General features: G+C 64.6%; 19 protein-coding genes. 12 read left to right on the top strand and 7 right to left on the bottom strand.

Annotated elements, in window-relative coordinates:
• Positions 1-115 precede the first annotated feature (115 nt).
• The 3 genes from hutU to hutI are packed head-to-tail and all read right to left on the bottom strand — an operon-like array spanning position 116 to position 3,979.
• The gene (gene hutU, locus QC821_RS16100) at positions 116-1,804 is read right to left on the bottom strand and encodes a urocanate hydratase (protein WP_309723704.1); all 1,689 of its coding nucleotides are present in this window, start codon (positions 1,802-1,804) and stop codon (positions 116-118) included.
• 17 nt (positions 1,805-1,821) lie between these two features.
• Complete coding sequence (gene hutG / locus QC821_RS16105) at positions 1,822-2,766, bottom strand: formimidoylglutamase (protein WP_309723706.1); 945 nt, start codon at positions 2,764-2,766, stop codon at positions 1,822-1,824.
• Positions 2,759-3,979 carry an imidazolonepropionase gene (gene hutI, locus QC821_RS16110; protein WP_309723707.1) on the bottom strand — a complete coding sequence of 407 codons (1,221 nt, stop codon included), beginning with the start codon at positions 3,977-3,979 and terminating at the stop codon, positions 2,759-2,761. Before hutI ends, hutG begins: the two co-directional genes overlap by 8 nt.
• Before the next feature lie 328 nt (positions 3,980-4,307).
• Here hutI and QC821_RS16115 point away from each other — a divergent pair, with 328 nt between their 5' ends.
• Positions 4,308-5,648: a YjiH family protein gene (locus tag QC821_RS16115; protein ID WP_309723709.1), complete on the top strand. Its 1,341-nt coding sequence runs from the start codon at positions 4,308-4,310 to the stop codon at positions 5,646-5,648.
• A gap of 70 nt (positions 5,649-5,718) precedes the next feature.
• Here QC821_RS16115 and hutC read toward each other — a convergent pair whose 3' ends face one another.
• A complete protein-coding gene (gene hutC, locus QC821_RS16120) occupies positions 5,719-6,435 on the bottom strand; it encodes a histidine utilization repressor (RefSeq protein WP_309723710.1) in 717 nt (238 codons plus the stop codon).
• Positions 6,436-6,737: 302 nt separating this feature from the next.
• On the opposite strand from hutC, the gene QC821_RS16125 reads away from it, so the two are divergent.
• From QC821_RS16125 to QC821_RS16155, 7 genes are all read left to right on the top strand, one after another.
• Positions 6,738-7,274 (top strand): cytidylyltransferase family protein, encoded by a 537-nt coding sequence (locus tag QC821_RS16125; RefSeq protein ID WP_309723712.1) that lies wholly within the window; start codon positions 6,738-6,740, stop codon positions 7,272-7,274.
• A 157-nt stretch (positions 7,275-7,431) separates the two neighbouring features.
• On the top strand, positions 7,432-8,835 hold the full coding sequence (locus QC821_RS16130) for a c-type cytochrome (protein WP_309723713.1): 1,404 nt from the start codon (positions 7,432-7,434) through the stop codon (positions 8,833-8,835).
• Between the two features lie 3 nt (positions 8,836-8,838).
• A complete protein-coding gene (locus tag QC821_RS16135; RefSeq protein ID WP_309723715.1) occupies positions 8,839-10,626 on the top strand; it encodes a cytochrome c oxidase subunit I in 1,788 nt (595 codons plus the stop codon).
• Positions 10,623-11,312 (top strand): cytochrome c oxidase subunit 3, encoded by a 690-nt coding sequence (locus QC821_RS16140; protein ID WP_309723716.1) that lies wholly within the window; start codon positions 10,623-10,625, stop codon positions 11,310-11,312. Before QC821_RS16135 ends, QC821_RS16140 begins: the two co-directional genes overlap by 4 nt.
• Before the next feature lie 2 nt (positions 11,313-11,314).
• Positions 11,315-12,022 carry a cytochrome c oxidase subunit 3 gene (locus QC821_RS16145; protein WP_309723718.1) on the top strand — a complete coding sequence of 236 codons (708 nt, stop codon included), beginning with the start codon at positions 11,315-11,317 and terminating at the stop codon, positions 12,020-12,022.
• A gap of 9 nt (positions 12,023-12,031) precedes the next feature.
• Positions 12,032-12,352 (top strand): cytochrome C oxidase subunit IV family protein, encoded by a 321-nt coding sequence (locus tag QC821_RS16150; RefSeq protein ID WP_076747398.1) that lies wholly within the window; start codon positions 12,032-12,034, stop codon positions 12,350-12,352.
• Positions 12,353-12,419: 67 nt separating this feature from the next.
• Complete coding sequence (locus QC821_RS16155; protein ID WP_076747399.1) at positions 12,420-13,019, top strand: pyridoxamine 5'-phosphate oxidase family protein; 600 nt, start codon at positions 12,420-12,422, stop codon at positions 13,017-13,019.
• A gap of 9 nt (positions 13,020-13,028) precedes the next feature.
• Here QC821_RS16155 and holA read toward each other — a convergent pair whose 3' ends face one another.
• Genes holA through leuS form a run of 3 tightly spaced genes read right to left on the bottom strand, consistent with a single transcriptional unit; the run spans position 13,029 to position 17,242 of the window.
• On the bottom strand, positions 13,029-14,087 hold the full coding sequence (gene holA, locus QC821_RS16160) for a DNA polymerase III subunit delta (protein ID WP_309723722.1): 1,059 nt from the start codon (positions 14,085-14,087) through the stop codon (positions 13,029-13,031).
• A 25-nt stretch (positions 14,088-14,112) separates the two neighbouring features.
• Positions 14,113-14,613 carry an LPS-assembly lipoprotein LptE gene (locus QC821_RS16165; RefSeq protein WP_309723723.1) on the bottom strand — a complete coding sequence of 167 codons (501 nt, stop codon included), beginning with the start codon at positions 14,611-14,613 and terminating at the stop codon, positions 14,113-14,115.
• 34 nt (positions 14,614-14,647) lie between these two features.
• The gene (leuS, locus tag QC821_RS16170) at positions 14,648-17,242 is read right to left on the bottom strand and encodes a leucine--tRNA ligase (protein WP_309723726.1); all 2,595 of its coding nucleotides are present in this window, start codon (positions 17,240-17,242) and stop codon (positions 14,648-14,650) included.
• Between the two features lie 367 nt (positions 17,243-17,609).
• Here leuS and QC821_RS16175 point away from each other — a divergent pair, with 367 nt between their 5' ends.
• The 4 genes from QC821_RS16175 (at position 17,610) to QC821_RS16190 (ending at position 23,894) form a co-directional block, all read left to right on the top strand.
• Positions 17,610-19,754, top strand: a complete 2,145-nt coding sequence (locus QC821_RS16175; RefSeq protein WP_309723728.1) for a polysaccharide biosynthesis protein — start codon at positions 17,610-17,612, stop codon at positions 19,752-19,754.
• Between the two features lie 336 nt (positions 19,755-20,090).
• The gene (locus QC821_RS16180) at positions 20,091-21,209 is read left to right on the top strand and encodes a polysaccharide export protein (protein WP_309723729.1); all 1,119 of its coding nucleotides are present in this window, start codon (positions 20,091-20,093) and stop codon (positions 21,207-21,209) included.
• A 2-nt stretch (positions 21,210-21,211) separates the two neighbouring features.
• Positions 21,212-21,649, top strand: coding sequence for a low molecular weight protein-tyrosine-phosphatase (locus tag QC821_RS16185; protein ID WP_309723731.1), 438 nt, complete (start codon positions 21,212-21,214; stop codon positions 21,647-21,649).
• 46 nt (positions 21,650-21,695) lie between these two features.
• Positions 21,696-23,894 (top strand): polysaccharide biosynthesis tyrosine autokinase, encoded by a 2,199-nt coding sequence (locus QC821_RS16190; RefSeq protein WP_309723732.1) that lies wholly within the window; start codon positions 21,696-21,698, stop codon positions 23,892-23,894.
• Positions 23,895-23,906 lie beyond the last annotated feature (12 nt).

Below are 23,906 nucleotides of genomic sequence, written 5' to 3' on the forward strand. Positions count from 1 at the left end.
AGCCTCCGCGAGGGCGCTGTAAACCCATCCCTGGGCGCTACTTTTGCCATCCATGGCAAAAAACCCTCGCTTCGCCTTGTCCCCGGCGCTCATCGCGCCGCACGTCGAGGCGCGCTTACTTATCCAGCATCGGCAGGTCGAGGCCGTTGTCGCGGGCGGACTGCTTGGCGATATCGTAGCCGGCGTCGGCGTGGCGCATCACCCCGGTGCCCGGGTCGTTGCGCAGCACCCGGCCGAGGCGGGCGTGGGCGTCATCGCTGCCGTCGGCGACGATCACCACCCCGGCGTGCTGTGAATAGCCCATGCCGACGCCGCCGCCGTGGTGCAGCGAGACCCAGGTGGCGCCGCCGGCGGTGTTGAGCAGGGCGTTGAGCAGCGGCCAGTCGGAAACGGCGTCGCTGCCGTCCATCATCGCCTCGGTCTCGCGATTGGGGCTAGCCACCGAACCGGAGTCGAGGTGGTCGCGGCCGATCACGATGGGCGCCTTGAGTTCGCCATTGGCGACCATCTCGTTGAAGGCCTGGCCCAGGCGGGCGCGATCCTTGAGGCCGACCCAGCAGATCCGCGCGGGGAGGCCCTGGAAGGAGATTCTCTCACGGGCCATATCCAGCCAGTTGTGCAGGTGCGGGTCGTCGGGGATCAGCTCCTTGACCTTCTGGTCGGTCTTGTAGATGTCTTCCGGGTCGCCGGACAGCGCCACCCAGCGGAACGGTCCGATGCCCTGGCAGAACAGCGGGCGGATATAGGCCGGCACGAAGCCGGGGAAGTCGAAGGCGTTCTCCACGCCCTCTTCCTGGGCCATCTGGCGGATATTGTTGCCGTAGTCGAAGGTCGGCACGCCCATCTGCTGGAAGTCGAGCATGGCCTGTACGTGCACCGCCATGGACTGCTTGGCGGCCTTGACCACCGCGGTGGGCTCGCGCTTGCCGCGGGCCACATACTCGTCCCAGGTCCAGCCGGCGGGCAGGTAGCCGTGCAGCGGGTCGTGGGCGCTGGTCTGGTCGGTGACCATGTCAGGCTTCACGCCGCGCTTGACCAGCTCGGGCAGGACATTGGCGGCGTTGGCGCACAGGCCGATGGAGACCGCCTTGCCCTCGGCGGTGTAGCGCTCGATGCGCGCCAGGGCGTCGTCAAGATCGTCGGCCTGCTCGTCCAGGTAGCGGGTGCGCAGGCGGAAGTCGATGCTGGTCTGCTGGCACTCGATATTCAGCGAGCAGGCCCCGGCCAGGGTCGCCGCCAGCGGCTGGGCGCCACCCATGCCGCCGAGGCCGGCGGTGAGGATCCAGCGCCCGCTGAGCTTGCCGTCGTAGTGCTGGCGTCCGGCTTCCACGAAGGTCTCGTAGGTGCCCTGGACGATGCCCTGGGAGCCGATGTAGATCCACGAGCCGGCGGTCATCTGGCCGTACATCATCAGGCCCTGCTTATCCAGCTCGTTGAAGTGCTCCCAGTTGGCCCAGGCCGGCACCAGGTTGGAGTTGGCGATCAGCACCCGCGGGGCGTCCTTGTGGGTCTCGAACACGCCCACCGGCTTGCCCGACTGGATCAGCAGCGACTGGTTGTCCTCGAGGCGCTTGAGGGTCTCGACGATGGTATCGAAGCACTGCCAGTCGCGGGCGGCGCGACCGATGCCGCCGTAGACCACCAGGTCCTCGGGGCGCTCGGCGACGTCCGGGTGAAGGTTGTTCATCAGCATGCGCATGGGGGCTTCGGTGAGCCAGCTCTTGCAGCTGAGTTCGCTGCCGGTGGGGGCGGCGATCCGGCGGCTGGCGTCGTGGCGCGGGTCAAAGGTCTGGTGGCTGTTCATGGCGGTCTCCTCTGAGGTCAATCCAGGGTCAGTTGATGGATCAGGCGCGCCGCCGAACGGGCGGTGCGCTGGTCGATGTCGTGGTCGGGGTTGAGCTCGGCGAGGTCGGCGAGGCGCAGCTTGCCGCTGTCGCGTACCGCCTCGATAAGCGGTTCGAGCTGCGCCAGCGTCACGCCGCGGGCCGCTGGCGCACTGACCCCGGGGGCCTCGGCGGCGGGCAGCACGTCGAGGTCGATGGTCAGGTAGAGGTGGTCGCAGCGCGCCATGAAGCGCTCCAGGTCGCGCTGGATGGCCTCGAGCCTAGTTGGCTGGAAGTCGCGATCCTCGCGCACCAGCACGCCCAGTTCCCGGGCGCGGTTGAACAGCGCGCGGGTATTGGCGGCACGGCTCACCCCCAGGCAGGCGTAGCGGAACGGCCAGCCGCGGGCCTCGCAGGCCTCGGCGATCTGCGCGAAGGGCGTGCCGGAGGAGCGCACATGCGCCGGGTCGCGCAGGTCGAGGTGGGCATCGAGATTGATGATGCCGACCCGCGGCTTGTCTTCGCCGCTGGCGTCGAGGTGGCGGGCCAGCCCGGACCAGCTGGCAAAGGCGATCTCATGGCCGCCGCCGAGGGCGATGGGGCGCTGGCCCGACGCCATCAGGGCAGCCAGCCGCTCGGCGAGGCGCGCCTGGGCGGCTTCCATGTCGGTATCGCCGTGGCAGGTCACGTCGCCAGCGTCATAGGCCGGCGCCTGGCGGTGCCAGGCCAGCGGTGCCAGGGCGCGACGTAGCGCACGAGGCCCCTTGGCGGCGCCGATACGCCCCTTGTTGCGTGCCACGCCGGCATCGCAGGCGAAACCCAGCAGGGCTACGCCAGGTGGGCTGTCCGGCATCAGTGGCTGGATCGCTTGATGCCAGCGCAGGCTGTCGGCCTCGGGGTCCTCGCGGCCGGCCCAAGCCGACATATCGATGGCGTTAGCCATGGGTCACCTCGCCGTTAAAGACTCGCTGGCGCAGCCGGCCGGGCTGCACGGCATAGGCGAGGGCCGCCGGGGTGTCGGCGCTCCACAGGCAGAGGTCCGCCGGGGCGCCGGCTTGGATGCGGCCGAGGCCTTGTTCGGCGAGTCCGAGCGCCTGTGCGCCGTGGGCGGTCATGCCGGCCAGGGCTTCCTGAGGCGTAAGGCGGAACAGGGTGCAGGCGAAGTTGAGCATCAGCGTCGGGTCGAAGATCGGTGAGCTGCCGGGGTTGGCGTCGGTGGCCACGGCCATCGGCACGCCTGCGCGGCGCAGGGCGTCGATGGGCGGCAGCTGGGTCTCGCGCAGGGTGTGGAAGGCACCGGGCAGCAGCACGGCGACGCTGCCGGCATCGCGGAGGGCGGTCACGCCGGCCTCGTCGAGGTATTCGATATGGTCGGCGGATAGGGCGCCGAAGCGCGCCGCGGCGGCGCTGCCGCCGAGGTTGGAGAGCTGCTCGGCGTGGGCCTTGAGGGCCAGGCCGTGCTCTTTGGCGGCGGCGAAGACCTGCTCGCACTGGGCCACCGAGAAGGCGATCTTCTCGCAGAACACGTCGACGGCGTCGGCCAGGCCGTCGGCGGCCGCGGCGGGGATCATCTCCTCGCAGACCAGGCGGATATAGCCGTCGCTATCGTTCTTGAACTCGGGTGGCAGGGCGTGGGCGCCGAGCAGGGTGGTGATAACTCGCACCGGCAGCGCCTCGCCCAGGCGACGCGCCACGCGCAGCATCTTGAGCTCGTCGCTGACCGTCAGGCCGTAGCCGGACTTGATCTCCACCGTGGTCACGCCCTCGGCCATCAGTGCTTCGAGGCGCGGCCGCGCGGCGGCGAAGAGTTCATCCTCGCTGGCCGCGCGGGTGGCGTTGACGGTGCTGAGGATGCCGCCGCCGCGGCGGGCGATCTCCTCGTAGCTGACGCCTTCGAGGCGCTGCTCGAATTCATCGGCCCGCGAGCCGCCAAACACCAGATGGGTATGGCAGTCCACCAGGCCGGGGGTCATCACGCCGCCGCGGGCCATTTCGCGGTACGCGGCAAGCCGTGCGTCGTCCGCCTGGGCCATTGGCATCACCTGGGCGATACGCTTGCCCTCGACGATCACCGCCATCGGCTCGGGGTGGCTGCGATGGCCGTCGAAGAGCGTGACGTCGCGCCATAGCATGGCGGTTGGCTGGGTGCCTGGCATGGGGCCTCCTGCTTGAGTGGCGTATTTGTATATACATTTAGCCGGACGCGCTGGCGACGTCAAGGCCGATGTCGGCATGTCGTTGGTGCGTCTTGCACATGAGATGATCAATATATTTTTATATTATTGATATTAAAGTTTTTTATTTCTTTTCGTTGCGCCCCATCAACGCGCCTACGCGGGCTTGGTAAGACCAAAGTATAGTCGCTTGAGAGGCGACGGGATTGGCGCGAAGCGACGGCGTATTGTATATACATATTGTCGGCGTCCTTGCCGTCCGTGCGATTTCCGCTACTGCCAATCAGACAACCAGAGGGAGCCACTCCCCATGTCAGACCATCACACCGCGACCGATGAGGGCCGTCCCAGGGCAACCGCCCGGCCCGCCACCGTGCTCAAGCTGTTTCTGCCCAGTGCGCTGGGCATCCTGATCTTCTTCGTGCCGGTGACCATTGCCGGCAATACCACCATCCTGCTCGACCATATGGTCACCGGGGCGCGTAGCCTGCTAGGCGACCTGAGCGGCTTCTACGCTCTGGCGCTGATCGTGGCCGGTGCCGCCTATCCGCTGGTCAAGGGCTACTGGAATCGCAGTCTTACCGAGCGCATTTTCAGCGTGTTGAAGATTGCCGGGGTAGCCGCGGCGCTGATGGCGATGACCGGCTGGGGGCCAGGCTTCCTGCACGAACCCGACATGCTGCCGTTCCTGTTCGAGCGGCTGGTGATCCCGGTCGGGCTGATCGTACCGATCGGCGCGGTGTTTCTGGCCTTGCTGATCAGCTACGGACTGCTGGAGCTGATTGGCGTGCTGCTGCAGCCGATCATGCGCCCGGTGTGGCGGACCCCGGGGCGCAGCGCCATCGATGCGGTGGCGTCCTTCGTCGGCAGCTATTCGATTGGCCTGCTGATCACTAACCGGGTCTATCAGGCGGGGCAGTATTCGGCGCGGGAGGCGGCGATCATCGCTACCGGCTTCTCCACGGTCTCGGCGACCTTCATGATCATCGTCGCCCGCACCCTCGACCTGATGAGCGTATGGAATCTCTACTTCTGGCTGACCCTGGCGATTACTTTCATCGTCACCGCGGTGACCGTGCGCCTGCCGCCGCTGTCGCGGATGGACGATAGAAAGTCGGACGGCGAGCCCGAGGCGCTGCCCGGCAAGCGGCTTTCCACCGCCTGGCAGACTGGGCTCGGGGTTGCCGAGCAGGCACCGGGCCTGCACCGCAGCGTGGCGCTCAACGTGCGCGAAGGACTGGTGATGGCGATCAGCATTCTGCCGTCGATCATGTCGGTGGGGTTGCTGGGCCTGCTGCTGGCCAAGTACACGCCGCTGTTCGAGTGGCTGGGCTGGCTGTTCTATCCGTTCGTGGCGATCTGGGGGCTCGATGACGGTGCGGCCCTGGCCCAGGCCTCGGCGGCGGGGCTCGCCGAGATGTTCCTGCCGGCGCTACTGATGGCGGAGGCCGAGTTCGTGGCACGCTTTGCCGCCGGGGTAGTGTCGGTATCCGGGGTGCTGTTCTTCTCGGCGTCGATCCCCTGCATCCTCTCCACCAGTATTCCGCTATCGGTGGCGCGCATCGTGGCGGTGTGGTTCATGCGCGTGGCGCTGAGCCTGCTGCTGGCGGTGCCGGCGGGGTATCTGGCCCTGGCGCTCTCCGGGGGGTGAGACGTCCCGCCCTTGTCGCTTGACTGCGGCCGGGCCTGATCTCGGCCGCAGTGCCTCGCACGGCGCAGGGTCAGCTGCCGTTGCGGTGCACCGAGGAGCGCAGCTTGTAGCGCTCGCCGGGGTGAATCAGCCGGGCATAGCTGATCAGATGCTCGCCGGACCAGGTGCGGCGGATCATGCTCAGGCAGGGGCGGCTGGTCTCGGTGTCGAGATGGCCGGCGGTGGCGGCATCCACCAGCACCGCTTCGACCACGTGCTCGATATCGGTGATCGGGCAGGCCGCCACCAGCACCTCGTTGGGGGTATGCCGCGAGAAGTCGTTGGCCAGGTAGTCGGGCACCCAGCGCGGGTTGACGTAGCGGTCCTCGAGCTGGATCGGTATCGCGTTCTCGCAGTGCACGATCAGGGTATGGAAGACCTGGGTGCCGAGACGCACGCCGAGGCGCAGGGCGACCTCATCGTCGGCGGCGATGGCGTCGCTGGCGAGCACCTGATTGGTGTAGGCGTGGCCGCGGCTGCGCACCTCCTCGGCGATGTTATGCACTTCGACCAGCGATGACTCCGCCTTGCGGTCGGTGACGAAGGTGCCGAGGCCCGGCTGCCGGGTCAGGTAGCCCTGCTGCACCAGGTCGCGAATCGCCTTGTTGGCGGTCATGCGGCTGACGCCGAAGTCGCGGGCCAGCTGCTCCTCTGGGGGGATCTGATGATGAGCCGGCCAGATGCCGCCATGAATGTTCTCCAGCAGGTGCTGCTGGATCTGCAGATAGAGCGGAGGGGAGCTGCCCATGGTCGGCGCCGGGTCCTGTGTCGAGTGGTGGTCGATCGGCTATCGGTGATCGGCAGTTTACCCGTCAGTGGCGGCGTTTTCATCCTGATGCATCAGCGATGAGCTTGCTTAGTCATAATCGACATAAAAGAAACTTGCTCGAATGTAATATATAGACAACCTTGATAAAGACAAATCCAACTAAGCGGGTCATATATGACGCCGTGATGGTTTAGGGATGAATTATCAAGTAAGCGACTGCACTAGTTCACGGTGCGCCAGGTCGCGTTGCGTCGCCCGCACCCGATCAAGGAGGGCACGTCATGCAGCGCCTCTATTTTCTTACCCCCGACCTGGATACTACGGTCAATATCGCCCATGAGTTGGAAGAACTGGGATTGTCCCAGAATGAAGTGCACGTTACCGGGCGCGACTGGGTGCACCTCAAGGAGCGCGGCGTCAACAATGCCACCCTGCGCCAGACCTCCGATGTGGGGCACGCTGCCCTGCGTGGTTTGCTGTTCGGCATTCCGCTGGGCTGTGCGCTCGGGGTGCTGGTCTATTACGTGCTGGGCGAGGGGTTCGGTGACATCGGCATCAGCGTGGTGATCGCCGGCATGGGTGTCTTCGGCGGCCTGTTCGGGGTCTGGACCAGCACCATGATCGGCGTTTCGGTTCACGACGTGAAGGTCGACAAGTACGAGGAGGAGATCGAACGCGGCGCCTTTCTGATGATGGTGGACGTCTCCAACGAGCGCGAGTCGAAGGTCTACTCGGCGATTCATCGCCACCACCCCGAGGTGATCATCGATAAGGTGACAGCGGAAGAGCGACGCCATCACTGTGGTACCGGGGTTTAAGATTAATGTCGCTATTATTACTTTCCGCGACTTGCTAGTAGCGAATTAGTATATTGCCCGGGTAGATATATAGAAAAGGTAACTAATGCCAGTCGTTACATAAATAAGTCTGATGGCTGGCTGACAATATAGTCAGGCGTAGGCAAGGGGGCAGCCGATGGCAATTGCGATTGCAGTCATCGTATTGGCGGTGGGTTCGGTGCTGTTCTTCTTTTTCAGTCCCTGGTATCTCACCCCGCTGGCCTCCAACTGGGGAGCGATCGACGACACTATCCAGATCACCCTGTGGGTCACAGGCGCGGTGTTCCTGGCGGTGAACCTGTTCCTGGCCTATGTGATCGTGCGCTACCGCTTCAACAAGCGCCGCCGTTCCCAGTACGACCCGGAGAACAAGTCGCTGGAGATATGGTTGACCGGCCTCACCACGCTGGGCATTGCCGGCCTGCTGGCACCCGGCCTGGTGGTCTGGGCATCCTTCGTGGCCCCTCCTGAGGATGCCCATCAGGTCGAGGTGGTGGGCCAGCAGTGGCACTGGAGTTTCCGCTTCCCGGGGGAAGATGGCCGTTTCGGCTCGGCCCACAATCGCTTTATCGATGAGCGCAACCCCTTCGGTCTGATCGATGATCCGGTGGGCCAGGACGACATCCTGATTACCGCGCCACACCTGCTGCTGCCGGTGGACCGGCCGGTGAAGATGGTGCTGCGCTCCAAGGACGTGCTGCACAACGTCAAGGTGGCCAACTTCCGCGCCAAGATGGACATGGTGCCGGGGCAGACCTCCTACTTCTGGTTCACGCCCACCGAGCTCGGCGAGTACGAGATCGTCTGTGCCCAGCTGTGCGGTATTGCCCATTTCGCCATGCGTGGGCGCATCGAAGTGGTCGAACAGCAGACCTTCGACGCCTGGCTCGCCGAGCAGCCCACCTATGCCGAACTCGCCGAACGCGCGCCGGGGTCCCCCGAGGCAGGCGAGGCGCGCTACACCAGCTGTGCCGCCTGTCATGGCGCCGAAGGGCAGGGCAATCAGGCCCTCAATGCACCCAAGCTGGCGGGGCTCGACGCCTGGTACCTGGAGCGTCAGCTCGAGCTGTTCCGCAGCGGGGCTCGCGGTACCCACGAAGAGGACATCTACGGCATCCAGATGCGTCCCTTCGCCAGCATGCTGCCCGACCGCCAGGCGATTGCCGACGTGGCGGCCTATATCGAAACCCTGCCCGAGCGGCCGCTTCAGGCCAGCCTGGACGCCGGCGACCCCGAGCGCGGCGCACGCCGCTATCGCACCTGCGCCAACTGCCATGGCCAGCAGGGGCAGGGCATCCGCGCCACCAACGGCCCGCGGCTGGCGGGCATGCCGGACTGGTACCTGGAGCGCCAGCTGCAGAACTTCCGGCAAGGGATTCGCGGGCGGCATCGCGAGGATCCCTACGGCAACCAGATGATCGAGATGGCCCAGGTGCTGGTCGACGAGCAGGCGGTCAGCGACGTGGTGGCCTACATCATGACCCTGCCGCAGCCCGGCGGCGAGATGGCGGCGGTGACATCAGCGGCTAGGGAGGAGTGAGCGATGGCAGACCACGGACAGCACAGCGTGCCCCACGCCCCGGCGGGCGAGTTCGACGACATGGAGCTGGTGCACCCCAAGACGTTTCTCGGCAAGTACGTGTGGAGCCAGGATGCCAAGGTGATCGCCATTCAGTACGGCGTGACCGCCATCGCCATCGGGCTGGTGGCGCTGGTGCTATCGATCCTGATGCGCCTGCAGTTGGGGTTTCCCAACACCTTTGCGCTGATCGACCCGGCCAGCTACCTGCAGTACGTCACCATGCACGGCATGATCATGGTGGTCTACCTGCTCACCGCACTGTTCCTGGGTGCCTTCGGCAACTACCTGATCCCGCTGATGTGTGGCGCCCGGGACATGGCCTTTCCCTACCTCAACATGCTCAGCTACTGGTTCTACCTGGCCGCGGTGCTGATCCTGATGGCCAGCTTCTTCGTGCCGGGGGGCGCCACCGGTGCCGGCTGGACGCTCTATCCGCCCCAGGCGATCAGCCCCGGGACGCCGGGCATCGACGGCGGCATCCTGCTGATGTTCGCATCGCTGTCGGTGTTCATCGCCGGCTTCACCATGGGCGGGCTCAACTACGTGGTCACGGTGCTCCAGGCGCGCACCCGGGGCATGACGCTGATGCGCCTGCCGCTGACCATCTGGGGGATCTTCATGGCCACGGTGATGGCGCTGCTGGCCTTCCCGGCGCTGCTGGTGGCGATCCTGATGATGCTCTGCGACATGCTGCTGGGCACCAGCTTCTTCATGCCCGAGATGCTCAATCTGGGCGAGCAGTCCGGCCATGAGGGCGGCAGCCCCTTGCTCTACCAGCATCTGTTCTGGTTCTTCGGCCATCCCGAGGTGTATATCGTCGCGCTGCCGGCGTTCGGCATCGTCTCCGACATTCTCGCCACCCATGCGCGCAAGAACATCTTCGGCTACCGCATGATGGTGTGGGCGATCATCATCATCGGTGTGCTCAGCTTCGTGGTCTGGGCTCACCACATGTTCGTCAGCGGCATGAACCCCTACTTCGGCTTCCTGTTCGCCACCACCACCCTGATCATCGCCGTGCCCACCGCGATCAAGGTCTACAACTGGGTGCTGACGCTGTGGCGGGGTAACATCCGCATGACGGTGCCGATGCTGTTTGCCATCGGCTTCATCTTCACCTTCGTCAACGGCGGGCTCAGCGGGCTGTTCCTGGGCAACGTCACCGTCGACGTGCCGCTGGCGGATACCTACTTCGTGGTCGGCCACTTCCATATGGTGATGGCGGTGGCACCGGTGCTGGTGGTGTTCGGCGCGATCTACCACTGGTACCCCAAGATCACCGGTCGGATGATGGATGACACCCTGGGCAAGGTGCACTTCTGGGTCACCTTCCTCGGCACCTACGCGATCTTCTACCCGATGCACTTCATGGGCTTCGCCGGCGTGCCGCGCCGCTACTACGGCTATGGCGAGACCGCCTACATCCCCGATTCGATCCAGACCCTCAACGCCTTCATGAGCGTGGCGGCGATCATCGTCGCGCTGGTGCAGCTGGTGTTCTTCTACAACCTGGTGCGCAGCTACTTCCACGGCCGCCAGGCGGGGCCCAATCCCTGGCAGGCCACCACCCTGGAGTGGCAGACCGAGCACACCCCGCCGCGCCACGGCAACTTCGGCGCCGAGCTGCCGGTGGTCTACCGCTGGGCCTACGACTACAGCGTGCCCGGCGCCAAGCAGGATTTCCTGCCCCAGAACATGCCTCCCGAGGCTGTCGAGGCCGATGACGCAGCGCCAAGGAGGTCGCCATGAGCATGACCGTCTCACTGGTGTTCCTGGCGGTGCTGATGGCCGTGTTCGGTGGCTGGCTGTTCAGCTATTCGTTCAGGGTGCGCCCCTGGGAGGCCCAGGCCGCGGGTAGCCGCCAGGTCCAGGGGCTGGGCGGCGGCCAGGTGCCGCCGGCGGCGACCGCACCGCGGGTGGGGTTGGCGGTATTTCTGGCGGTGGTCACCTCGCTGTTCGCGCTGACCATCAGCGCCTACCTGATGCGCCAGGAGATGGCCCACGACTGGCATCCACTGGCGGTGCCCGGCGTGCTGTGGTGGAACACGGTCTGCCTGGTGCTGGGCAGCGTGGCGCTGCAGCTGGCCTGGCGGGCCGCCCGGCACGAGCAGCCGACATGGCTGTTGCGCGGGCTGCTGGCCGGAGGTGGCTTGACCATCGCCTTCATTCTCGGCCAGGCGCTGGCCTGGAGGCAGCTGCAGGCCGCTGGCCACTACCTGGCGGCCAATCCGGCCAATGCGTTCTTCTTCCTGCTCACGGCGCTGCACGCCGCGCACCTGCTCGGCGGGCTGTTTGTCTGGTCGCGCTGCCTGTTCCGCCTGCAGCAGGGCGCCACACCCGGCGCCATGCGCCAGAGCGTCGAGCTGTGCGCGCTGTACTGGCACTTCCTGCTGCTGGTGTGGGCCATTCTGTTCGTTCTGTTGCTGAGGACATGAGCATGGCGAATCCCGATTCCAACGCCTCGCCGCCTTCCCAGGGCTCGTTCGGCTTGATCCGCGACTGGTCGGCGGAGCGGCGCGTGTTCGACGTGCCCTGGGGCAAGGCGATGATGTGGCTGTTCATCCTCAGCGACGTGTTCATCTTCGCCTGCTTCCTGGTCGGCTACATGGTGCTGCGCATGTCCACCGTGGAGCCCTGGCCGGATGCCAGCGAGGTGTTCGCGCTGACTGTCGCCGGGCAGTCGATCCCGCTGCTGCTGATCGCCATCATGACCTTCATCCTGATCTCGAGCAGCGGCACCATGGCCCTGGCGGTGAAGTACGGCTATGCCAACGACCGTCGCAAGACAGCCGCGCTGCTGCTGGTCACGGCACTGCTCGGGGCCTGCTTCGTGGGTATGCAGGCCTTCGAGTGGGCGATCCTGATCGGCGAGGGCGTGCGGCCCTGGGAGAACCCCTGGGGAGCGGCTCAGTTTGGCGCGGTGTTCTTCCTGATCACCGGCTTTCATGGCACCCATGTCACCATCGGCGTGATCTTCATCGTGATCATGGCGGTCAAGGTGATGCGCGGTTCGCTGGATGGCGGGCGGCCGGGGTTTCTAACCGGGCGCCGGGGCAACTACGGCATGGTCGAGAGCCTGGGACTTTACTGGCACTTCGTCGACCTGGTGTGGGTGTTTATCTTCGCATTCTTCTATCTGTGGTAGGAGGCCGTCATGGCGCATGACAGCGATCAACACCAGCCCGAGCTACGCGTCTACCTGCGCGTATGGATCTGGCTGTTCGTGCTCAGCGTACTCTCTTACCTGGTGGATATATCGGGGCTCGAAGGGTATCCCAAGTGGGGCCTGATCACCCTGTTCATGCTGCTCAAGGCCGGCCTGATCGTGGCGTTCTTCATGCACATGGCGTGGGAGCGCCTGTCGCTCATCTACACCGTGCTGCTGCCGCCGGCGGTGCTGCTGTTCCTTGTCGCGCTGATGGCCATGGAAGCCAACTACACGCTGCTCTCGCGGCTCGCCAACCTGGCCGGTTGACAGCGACACGACGCCGTCATCGAAGCATGCGACACTGGCCATCGGTCAACCAGCCAGAGAGACAGCGATGATTCGCTCCATCGAGGAACTGCGCGCGCTCTACCCGCCTGCCAAGCCGCGTGCCCTGCAGAAGCAGCTCAGCCACCTGGATCAGCACTGCCGACGCTTCATCGCGCTGTCGCCGTTCGTGGTCCTGGCCAGTGGCGATGGCGCTCAGCAGGATGCCTCGCCACGCGGTGGCGCGCCCGGCTTCGTCAAGGTAGTCGATGACACCACGTTGCTGATTCCCGATTCACCGGGCAACAACCGTCTCGACTCGCTGAGCAATATCATCGCCAGCGGGCGTCTCGGGCTGCTGTTTCTGATCCCCGGCGTCGATGAGAGCCTGCGCATCAACGGCGCGGCCGAGGTGTCGGTGGACGAGGCGCTGCTGGCGCAGCTGACAGACGAGCGCCGCACGCCTCGGGTGGTGATTCGGGTAACGGTAGAGGAGGCCTACCTGCACTGCGCCAAGGCACTGATGCGCTCGCGGCTTTGGGCCGACGACAGTCGCCGCGAACGCGCGGTGCTGCCGAGCATGGGCAAGATGATCCAGGACCAGACCGGCGGCAGCGGCGAACCCGAGAGCCAGGCGGCGATGCTGGCGCGCTATCGGGACGAGCTATAAGCGGTCAATTCAGCCCACCTTGTACGATAGTGGCGACTCCGCCAGCAGGCCGCGGCCGCCGGCCAGGGTCAGGGCCAGGTCGTGGATGCCGTCCCACAGCGGCAGCGGGGCGGCGCCCTTGATCGCCAGGTCGAGGCGCTGGGCGAACAGCAGCAGCTTATGCAGGCGCTTGAGGGGCAGGCGATTGAGGGCCTGCTGGTAGGCGGGGCGGCGCTTGTCGAAGATCGGCGGCTTCTGCGCCTTGCAGGCGTGCTCGAAGCTCTGGCCCTGGTCGAGGTGCTGGTAGAGCGACAGCAGGATGCGCAGCTCGCGGGTCAGCGCCCAGAGCATGATCGGCGCCTCGACGCCTTCCTGGCGCAGGCCGCGCACGATCCGCGAGACCCGCTCGCGCTCGCCGCGCAGGCACGCCTCGGCCAGGGTGAAGACATCGTAGCGCGCGCTGTCGTCGACGCCACTGGCAATCGCCTCGGCGTTGAGGCGCGCGCCGGGGGGCATCAGCAGCGCAAGTTTCTGCAGCTCCTGGTCGGCGGCCAGCAGGTTGCCCTCGGTGCGCTCGCCGAGCAGCTTGGCCGCCTCCATGTCGAGCTGCAGTCCGTGGCGGCTGGCGCGGTCGCGCATCCAGAAGCCCAGCCGCTGATGGTCCACCGGCCACACCGGAACGAACAGCCCGATCTTGTCCAGCGCCTTGAACCACTTGCTCTGCTGCTGCTTGCGGTCGAGCTTGCCGGCGCTGAGCAGCAGCACGTTGTCGCTGCCCTTGGCCTGCTCGGCGTAAGCCTCCAGCGCTCGGCCGCCCTCCTGGCCGGCGGCCTGGCTGCCGAGGCGCAGCTCGATCAACTTGCGCGTGGCGAACAGCGACATGCTGGCGGCGGACTCGGTGAGCCGCCCCCATTGAAAGCCGCTCTCGACGTGCAGTACCTCGCGCTCCTCGATGCCCTGCTGGCGGGCCGCGGCGCGAACCGCATCGCAGGCCTCGATATGAATCAGCGGCTCGTCGCCGGTGACCATCACCACCGGCGGCAGCTTGTTGGCAATGGCGTCGGGCAGCTTGTCGGGGAATATCTTCACGCAGAAAGCCTATGAACGCGTTGCATCACGACGCTGGCTGGTTGTCGAGGGCGCGCAGGCGATCGAGCAGGCGGCGCGCCGCTTCCTCGCGCAGCTCCTGGCGCGCTCCCTGACGAATGTCGTCCTGGGCCAGAAGGTTGTCGTCGCTGATGCTGAAATTGGTGCTCACCTCTAGCTGCTGCTGGTCGAGCAGGTAGGCGTTGTCGCGCTGGCGCTGCACCGAGAAGGGCGCGCGCAGGGTCATCTCGATCTCGCGGCTGGCGGCGCTGCCGAAGGTGCGGCGGCTCTCGCTGAACGACTCGCTGCCGAGGTTGAGGCGCAGCGGGGCGTCGTCGCGAATCACGGTGTCGGCACGTTCCAGCGCCGCCTGCACCGCCGGGGTCAGGTCGCTGTCGGCGGCGACAAGGGCGATGCTGTCGAGTGACAGCACCGGGGTCTCCAGCCCGCGCAGGCGAAAGCCGCAGCCGGCCAACGCCATGCCGGCGCCGGCGGCCAGGGTCAGGTGAAGAAAGCGGCGACGCTGCATGGAACGCTCCTTGTGTGGTTGACGATCGTGGGAGTCAGCCGACCACGATATTGACCAGTTTGCCCGGCACCACGATCACCTTGCGTACTGTCTTGCCTTCGGTATGGCGCTGCACGTTCTCGGCAGCCAGCGCCTGGGCCTCGATGGCGGCCTTGTCGGCGTCTGCCGGCACGTCTAGGCGCGCGCGCAGCTTGCCGTTGACCTGTACCACCAGCTCGATGCTATCGCGGGCCAGGGCGGACTCATCGAGGCGCGGCCAGGCGGCGTCGATGGCCGGCTCGGCATGGCCCAGCGCTGCCCACAGCGCATGGCAGATGTGCGGCGTGATTGGCGCCAGCAGCAGCACGCTGGTCTCCACCGCTTCACGCGCCACGGCCAGGTCCTGGGGGCTTGGCTTCTCACCCTCGCCGTGGAAGCGGCCCAGCGCATTGGTCAGCTCCATCACCGCGGCAATGGCGGTATTGAAGGTGGTGCGCCGGCCGATGTCGTCGCTGGCCTTCTTGATCGTCTCGTGGGTCTTGCGGCGCAGGTCGCGCTGGGCGTCGTTGAGGGCGCCGGTGTCCAGCGCGCCCGGCGTGCCGGCAGCGAGGTGTTCATTGACCAGGCGCCACAGCCGCTTGAGGAAGCGGTTGGCGCCCTCGACCCCGGAGTCCGACCACTCCAGCGACTGCTCCGGCGGGGCGGCGAACATCATGAACAGGCGCACGGTGTCGGCGCCGAAGCGGTCGATCATCGACTGCGGGTCGACGCCGTTGTTCTTCGACTTGGACATCTTCTCGATGCCACCCATCTCCACCGGCTGGCCGTCCTCGATCAGCAGCGCGCTGATCGGGCGGCCCTTGTCGTCGCGCTTGACCTCGACGTCGGCGGGGTTGAACCAGTTCTTGGCGCCGTTGGACTCGAGGCGGTAGTAGGTCTCGGCGATCACCATGCCCTGGGTCAGCAGCTGCTGGAAGGGCTCGTCGCTGTCGACCAGGCCGAAGTCGCGCATCAGCTTGTGGAAGAAACGCGCATAGAGCAGGTGCAGGATGGCGTGCTCGATGCCACCGATATAGAGGTCGACGGGCAGCCAGTAGTTGGCGCGCTCGTCGAGCATCGCCTCGTGGTTGTCGGCGCAGCAGAAGCGCGCGTAGTACCACGATGACTCCATGAAGGTATCGAAGGTGTCGGTCTCGCGCACCCAGCCGTCGCCAAGATCGGAGAATGCTGGCATCTTCTTGAGCGGCGAGCCCGAGGCGTCGACGGTCACTTCCATCGGCAGTGCCACCGGCAGCTCGTCGTCGGTGAGCGGCACGGTCTGGCCTTCGGGGCCGTACTTGACAGGGATCGGTGCGCCCCAGTAGCGCTGGCGGGCCACGCCCCAGTCGCGCAGGCGGAAGTTGGTCTTGACCTCGCCACGGCCGAGGGACTCGAGCCTGGTGGCGATGGCATCGAAGGCCGCCTCGAAGTCGAGGCCGTCGAATTCGCCGGAGTTGATCACTCGGCCATATTCCACATAGGCACCCTCGGAGAGATCCGGTGCCTGGCCATGCTGGTCGGCGATCACCGCCTCGATGGGCAGCGCGTACTTGGTGGCGAACTCCCAGTCGCGCTGGTCGTGGCCGGGCACCGCCATCACCGCCCCGGTGCCGAACTCCATGAGCACGAAGTTGGCCACATAGACCGGCACTTCGCGGCCGCTCAGCGGGTGCACGGCAACATGCCCGGTGGGCATGCCTTTCTTCTCCTTGGTGGCCAGCGCTGCCTCCGAGGTGCCGCCCTGGGCGCACTCCTCGCAGAACGCCGCCAGCTCGGCATTGCTCGCCGAGGCGGTCTTGGCCAGCGGGTGGCCGGCGGCTACCGCCAGGTAGGTCACGCCCATCAGGGTGTCGGGGCGGGTGGTGTAGACGCTGACCGGCTCGTCCGGGCTGCCATCGGCCTGCTTGATGTCGAAGGACATCTCGACGCCGCGCGACTTGCCGATCCAGTTGCGCTGCATGGTCTTGACCTGCTCGGGCCACTCGACCTTGTCGAGGTCGGCGAGCAGCTCATCGGCGTAGTCGGTGATCTTGAGGAACCACAGCGGGATCTCCTTGCGCTCAACCGGCGCGCCGGAGCGCCAGCCGCAGCCGTCGATCACCTGCTCGTTGGCCAGCACGGTCTGGTCGACCGGATCCCAGTTGACCGTCGACATCTTCTTGTAGACCAGCCCCTTGTCGAGCAGCTTGGTGAAGAACCACTGCTCCCAGCGGTAGTAGTCGCTGTCGCAGGTGGCGAACTCGCGGTTCCAGTCGTAGGCGAAACCCAGCGCCTTGAGCTGGTTGCGCATGTAGTCGATGTTTTCGTAGGTCCACTTGGCGGGCGGCACGCGATTGTTGATCGCGGCATTCTCCGCCGGCATGCCGAAGGCATCCCAGCCCATCGGCTGCATGACGTTCTTGCCCTGCATGCGCTGGAAGCGCGACACCACGTCGCCGATGGTGTAGTTGCGCACATGCCCCATGTGCAGCTTGCCGCTGGGGTAGGGGAACATCGACAGGCAGTAGAATTTTTCGCGATTGGCGTCTTCTATTGCCTTGAAGCACTGGTTCTTGTCCCAGTACTGCTGGGCGTCGCGTTCGATCTCAAAGGGCGTGTACTGTGCGTCCATCGGTCTCAACAGGCACCTTGCGTTTAATGTAGCAACATGTGGGAGCGTCGCCGGCCAACTTAGTCTATGTTTGACCTTGGTTACATGCTCGGGTCGGGGCGCGGCGCGTCATGGCGATTGGTGCATAAGCATACCCCACTAGCATGCTGGCGGCCACGCTCGTGCCCGAGCGTGTGTCCGGCCACCTAGTTTGACCACATGCTTCATTAGTGTCAGTACCACGTTGCTAGCGCTTTTCTTGCTCGCGATGCTGGATACTTAATGTTACACTGGTCGATGTGAGATGTTACATTGATGGGCGCTAGCGCCTTACAGGGGTTTGGGATGACCCTGGCGCAGCGGGTCTTGCTCAGCAAAGGGACACAGTATGACTCAACTGCTAAAAAGGCTGTTCAACCTGCCGCGTCGCCGCAAGCAGGCCATTCAGCTTATGGCCGATTCCCTCCTGGTAGTTGTCAGTTTCTTTACCGCCATGCTGCTGCGTCTCGACTCACCACGTTTTCTGCTCGACCCCGCGGTGTGGATGGCCCTGCCGGTGGTGGTGCCAGTAAGCCTGATCATCTTCGTCAAGCTGGGCTTCTATCGCTCCATCATTCGTTACATGGGGCTCAAGGCGTTTCAAGCCATCATGGCCGGTGTGCTGGGGTCGGCAATGACGCTGGCCGTTGTCAGCAGCGTATTCAACCTGCCGGTGCCACGCTCCGTTCCCTTCATCTACATCATGCTGGCCTTGATGACCATTGGTGGCGTCAGGCTTGCGCTGCGCTTGCTATATCAGCGTGGCCAGCAGCGGCTCAAGACGCGTGTGCTGATCTACGGTGCCGGTGCCGCCGGCCGGCAGCTGGTGATGTCGCTGCGCCACGGTCGAGACTACGAACCGGTGGGCTTCGTCGATTTTGCTCCCCGGCTGCAAGGTACCCATGTGCAGGGTCTCAGGGTCCACTCCCCCGAAGACACCACCCGCATCATCAACAACTATGGTGTAGAGAAGCTCCTGCTTGCCGTGCCCGAGGCCACGCGCTCGCGCCGCCAGGAGATCATCGAATCGCTCGAACCGCTCTCGATCCCCGTGCAGACCATTCCCGACATGGCGGACGTGGTGTCAGGCAAGGCCAAGTTCAACGAGCTGCGCGACGTGGCCGTAGAAGACCTGCTGGGGCGCGACCCTGTGCCGCCCGTGCAATCCCTGATGGGCGCCAACATTACCGGCAAGGTGGTCATGGTAACCGGCGCCGGCGGCTCGATTGGCAGCGAGCTGTGTCGCCAGATTCTGAGGCAGCAGCCCAGCAAGCTGCTGCTGGTGGATGTCTCTGAATATTCGCTTTATCGCATCGAGCTGGATCTAAAGCGTATCGCTGAAGCGGATTCGCTGAAGGGGACCGTGGTGCCGATTCTCGCGTCGGTACGTGACGGCCAGCGGATCGAGCAGCTCCTGGAAACCTTCGATGTTCGCACCATCTACCATGCGGCGGCTTATAAGCATGTGCCCATGGTGGAGTACAACCCCTGTGAAGGCGTGCTGAACAACGTCTTCGGCACGCTGGCCGTGGCCAAGGCCGCGGTTGCCACGGGGGTTGACGACATGGTGCTGGTTTCCACTGATAAGGCCGTCCGACCGACCAATGTGATGGGGGCCAGCAAGCGTATGGCGGAGCTGGTCTGCCAGGCACTTGCCGCCTCACAGCAGAAGACGCGCTTTACGATGGTGCGATTCGGCAATGTACTTGGCTCCTCTGGCTCCGTCGTGCCGCTGTTTCGTAAGCAGATCGAGAGTGGTGGCCCGATCACCGTCACGCATCCTGAAATCACCCGCTATTTCATGACCATTCCCGAAGCCGCTCAGCTGGTAATACAAGCTGGAGGGATGGCCAAGGGCGGAGACGTCTTCGTACTCGACATGGGCAAGCCGGTACGCATTGCCGAGCTGGCGACGCGCATGGTGCGACTGACCGGCCTGGAGCCGTATTTCCCCCAGTCGAGCGGGACTCCGCACCCTCAGTTATCGAAAAAGCGGCGCAGCCAATTGAATGAGTTGGCAGAGGGGGGGCGCCAGGGCGACATCTCCATCGTCTTTACCGGCTTGCGCCCCGGCGAAAAGCTCTACGAAGAGCTTCTGGTGACCGAAGCCGTCGGCAAGACCGGACACCCGCGCATCATGACGGCCAGTGAGGCGGCGCTGAGCTGGGATGAGCTGGAGCCGATCCTGCTCTCCCTTCACGCTGCCTGCGTCAACCAGGAGGGCGATGGGGTGCGCCAGGTCTTGATGGAAGCACCTACCGAGTACCACCCCCAGAGCGATATCGTCGACCACGGCACGAAAGCAGCCAGTGACGAGCCGAAAGCGCGTTCTGCACCCGCTGTCGACGCTGTGCCAAGCCATCAAGGCGCTGAATCACCCGCCGATATCCCCCCTAGCTGGCAGACACTGAGTGAAACGCCCAGTGAGGCTGCTGGCCCACGCGAGGAGCCCTTGGCAGCCAGCGTTGCCTATTATTCACCAAAGCACCGCTAGGATGGCGGATCTGCCAGGCGCAAAGGGCGCCGGGTGTGAAAAGAGAGTGATCGACAAGGACGTATCGCGGCGGCTGTGGTAACAACCGCCAACCGTGGGCTTTCAGGCCGCGAGCAGCGGAAGATTACGGATACGTCTTGAAGAGAAAAACCAGCAATGCGTCGACGCGACTCCCTGTGAGTCGGCTATTGGCCATTGAGACAATCAATATATGCAAGCGTACTAACGCTTCAGGCCTCGGGGATGTGCCGTACACCTCGGGGCGGTAGCGTGCCTGGAAGAGTTCGCCAGGGATAGGGCGCAAAACGACAATTGAAAGGATCGGGGGAACGGCCAATGCGTACTTTAACCGCTTCACGCCATATCATGACGCTATTTGCAGCACTCGCGCTGGGGGGCTGCGTGATCGCCCCTGGGGGGCACATGAGCTATGACACGGAAGATGCCCCTGATCTCTCGCATCTGGTCGATATCGAACCCATCACGCCGGAACTCATAGGTTCCCTCGAGCGTGCAGAGCGGCGCGTAAGCCCCATGCCGGATGAGTTGCGCGGGCAACTATCCGACTATGAGTACAACGTGGGCCCGGGGGATGTGCTCAGCATCGTGGTGTATGACCATCCGGAGTTGACGATTCCGGCGGGGGCCGAGCGCAGCGCGGCAGAGGCCGGTAATCAGGTGCGCGGCGATGGCACCATCTTCTACCCCTTCCTGGGCCGCATCAATGTGGCGGGCAAGACCTCCGATGAGATCCGCCTGCAGTTGACGCGTGGGCTCTCCGAATACCTCACCGACCCTCAGGTCGATGTATTCGTGGCGGCCTTCAACTCACAGAAAGTCTATGTAACCGGGGCGGTTGACGACCCGGGCATCGTGCCGATCACCAACGTCCCCATGACCATCATCGATGCCATCAGCGAGGTGGGCGGACCCACATCTGCAGCGTTCTGGCACGACCTGACCTTTATTCGCGACGGCCAGGAGGAGCGGCTTTCGCTCTACGCGCTACTCAGCGAAGGCGACCAGCGCCAGAATCGCCTGCTACGTGATGGTGATATTATTCATGTGCCTACCGCCGAGAACCAAGGCATCGCCATGATGGGCCAGGTACGCTCGCCGGGTAACCTGGCAATGAACCGGGAGCGCCTGTCGCTTTCAGACGCCATTTCGCGAGCTGGCGGTATCAATGAAGTGACCGCCGACCCCTCGGGTATCTTCGTGCTGCGTCGTCAGCCCGAGACCAGTGGGAAACTGGCAACGGTCTACCAGCTTGATGTCAACGATGCCACGGCATTTGCCCTTGCCGGCGGTTTCCCGCTCGAGCCAAGCGACATCGTGTACGTCACCACGGCGCCGCTGGCGCGCTGGAACCGCGTGATCAGCCTGCTGCTGCCCTCCATCGGGCTGCCGGGTAACATCCGTGGCTCTAGCCAGAACCTCGAGGATTTACTCTAAGCATGTTCGACCACGTACTGGTGGTATGCACCGGCAACATCTGCCGCAGCCCGGTGGCTGCGGCCATGTTGCGCAGGCACCGTCCCGAGCTTCGCGTCGATTCCGCCGGGCTCGGGGCCATGGTCGGGCAGGGGGTGGAACCCAACGCGCTGCAGCTGGCGCTGGCCGAGGGGCTTGACCTCGAGAGCCATCAAGCACGCCAGCTGGATAGTGCAATGCTGACCAGCGCCGACCTGGTATTGGTGATGAGCGATGGGCAGCGGCGTGAGATTGCCAGCCGCTGGCCTGAAACACTGGGCAAGACCATGCGTCTTGGCCAGTGGCTCGATGCCGGCAAGGGGCGTGACATTCCCGACCCATACCGCAAGAGTCGCGAAGTCTTCACGCATGTTCACCAACTTTTGGTCGATGCTACAGAGGGATGGGCGTCGCGGTTATGAAACAGTTGCCCAATATTTTCCTTTCCACTTTTCGAAGTAGAGCCCAATGTCTGATAAACCTGTGACGCAAGCCCCACCCGAGGAAACGATCGACCTGGGCCGTATGGTCGGCGTGCTGTTCGATCATAAGTGGTTGATCATTTTTGTCACCGGCTTATTCGCCGCGGTCGGTATCGTTCACGGCATGCTGGCCACACCAATCTATCAATCCGATGCCCTGGTACAGGTCGAGCGGCGCTCGACGGTGAGCCCGCTGGGAGATATTGGCAACGTCATCGGGGCAGAAGGACTGAATACGCCAGCGGAGCTGCAGATACTGCAATCCCGCATGGTGCTTGGCCAAGTCGTCGACCGCCTGAGCCAGGACATCATCATCAGGCCGGTGGAAATCCCCGTCATCGGTGATTTTGTGTTGCGCCGCAATATTCCTCGTCCTCCCTTCATGGAGGGGCAGCCGCATATATGGGGTGACGAGAGCATTGATGTGCCGCGTTTCGAACTGGCCGAAGGGCGGCGCGGCCAGCAGATTCTGGTGGAACGCATCATCGACGACCGCTATCGCGTACTGGTCAACGGTGAAGCGGTAGGCAATGGCAACATCGGTGAGCCTGCGGTCTTCCTCGATGGCGACCTGGAATTGACCATTGAGCGTTTCGATGCCGCCGTTGGGGGGCGCTTTCAACTGCTGAGGCAGCACCGCAACTCGGCCATTCGCTCCATCGGCGGCCGCCTGCAGGTCGTCGAAGCTGGAGGCCGAGGCTCGCCGACCGGCATGCTACGCATGACCATGGTGGGGCCGGATAGGCAGGAAATCACTCGTACCCTGGATGCCGTGGCGGAAACCTTCCTGACCCAGAACGTCGAGCGCCAGTCGGCCCAGGCACAGCAGAGCCTGGAGTTTCTCGAGCAGCAGGCACCGGAGCTGCGCGAGCAGTTGGTCAGCGCCGAGCAGAACCTCAACGAGTACCGGGCCAACCTGGATAGCGTGGACCTGAGCAGCGAGGCTCAGGCCGCCATCCAGCGCTATATCGAGCTCGACACTCGCCTCAACGAGCTGGAGTTCCAGGAAGCCGAGCTGGCCCAGCGCTATACCCCCAGCCACCCCAGCTACCAGGCACTGCTGCGCCAGAAGCGCCAGATCGAACAGGATCGCACCGAACTCAATGCCCGCGTCAACGAGCTGCCGGCCGCCCAGCAGGAAGTTGTGCGACGCACCCGCGACGTTGAGGTTACCCAGGCAATTTACGTCAACGTGCTCAACAAGATGCAGGAACTGCAGGTTGCCAGGGCGGGTACCATCGGCAACATCCGCATCATCGATAATGCCGTCATCTCGGGGCAGGTGGCACCCAACAGGGCAAAAACTACCGTTCTTGCCACGCTGCTGGGCTTTATCCTCGCGGTTGGCGGTGTGCTGCTGCGTGAACTGCTGCGCCGCGGCGTGGACTCACCCGAGCAGATCGAGTCGGCTGGCCTGCCGGTATATGCCACCATCCCGCTCTCCACTGCGCAGAACAAGCTGGCTCGACGGGTCAAACGCAAGCGCCGCAAGCCCGCTCAAGACATTGTGGTCGGGGTGCTGGCGGAGCGCGAGCCGGCGGATCTGGCACTCGAAGCGCTGCGCGGGCTGCGTACCAGCCTGCACTTTGCCATGCTCGAAGGGCGCAATAATCGCCTGATGATTACCGGCCCAAGCCCCGGTGTCGGCAAGAGTTTCGTCAGCATCAACCTGGGGGCCGTCAGTGCTCAGGCAGGCAAGCGGGTGCTGATTGTCGATGCCGACCTGCGCAAAGGTCATATCCACCACGCCTTCGGCAAGAAGAGCGAGAACGGCCTGGCAGACTTCCTGGCCGGGCAGATTCCGCTGACTGAGATTATCCAGCCGACGGGGATCGACAACTACTGGGTAGTCACGCGGGGCACGGCGCCGCCCAACCCCTCCGAGCTGCTGATGCAGCCGCGCTTTGCCGAGGCGATGGAAACGCTGAGCCATCAGTTTGATCTGATCATCGTCGACACCCCGCCGGTGCTCGCGGTGACCGATGCCAGCGTGGTCGGCAAGCAGTGCGACACCACCCTGCTGGTGGCGCGCTTCGAGACCAACCCGGTGCGTGAGATCATGGCCGCCAAGCGGCGCCTGGAAAGCAATGGCCTGGTGGTACAGGGCGCGATCCTGAACGCCATGGAGCGCAAGGCGTCGACGGCCTCGGGGCATTACGGCTATTACTTCTATAACTACCGCTAGTTCTATATTCAG

Source organism: Franzmannia qiaohouensis (assembly GCF_031451695.1).
Taxonomy (GTDB): Bacteria; Pseudomonadota; Gammaproteobacteria; order Pseudomonadales; family Halomonadaceae; genus Franzmannia; species Franzmannia qiaohouensis.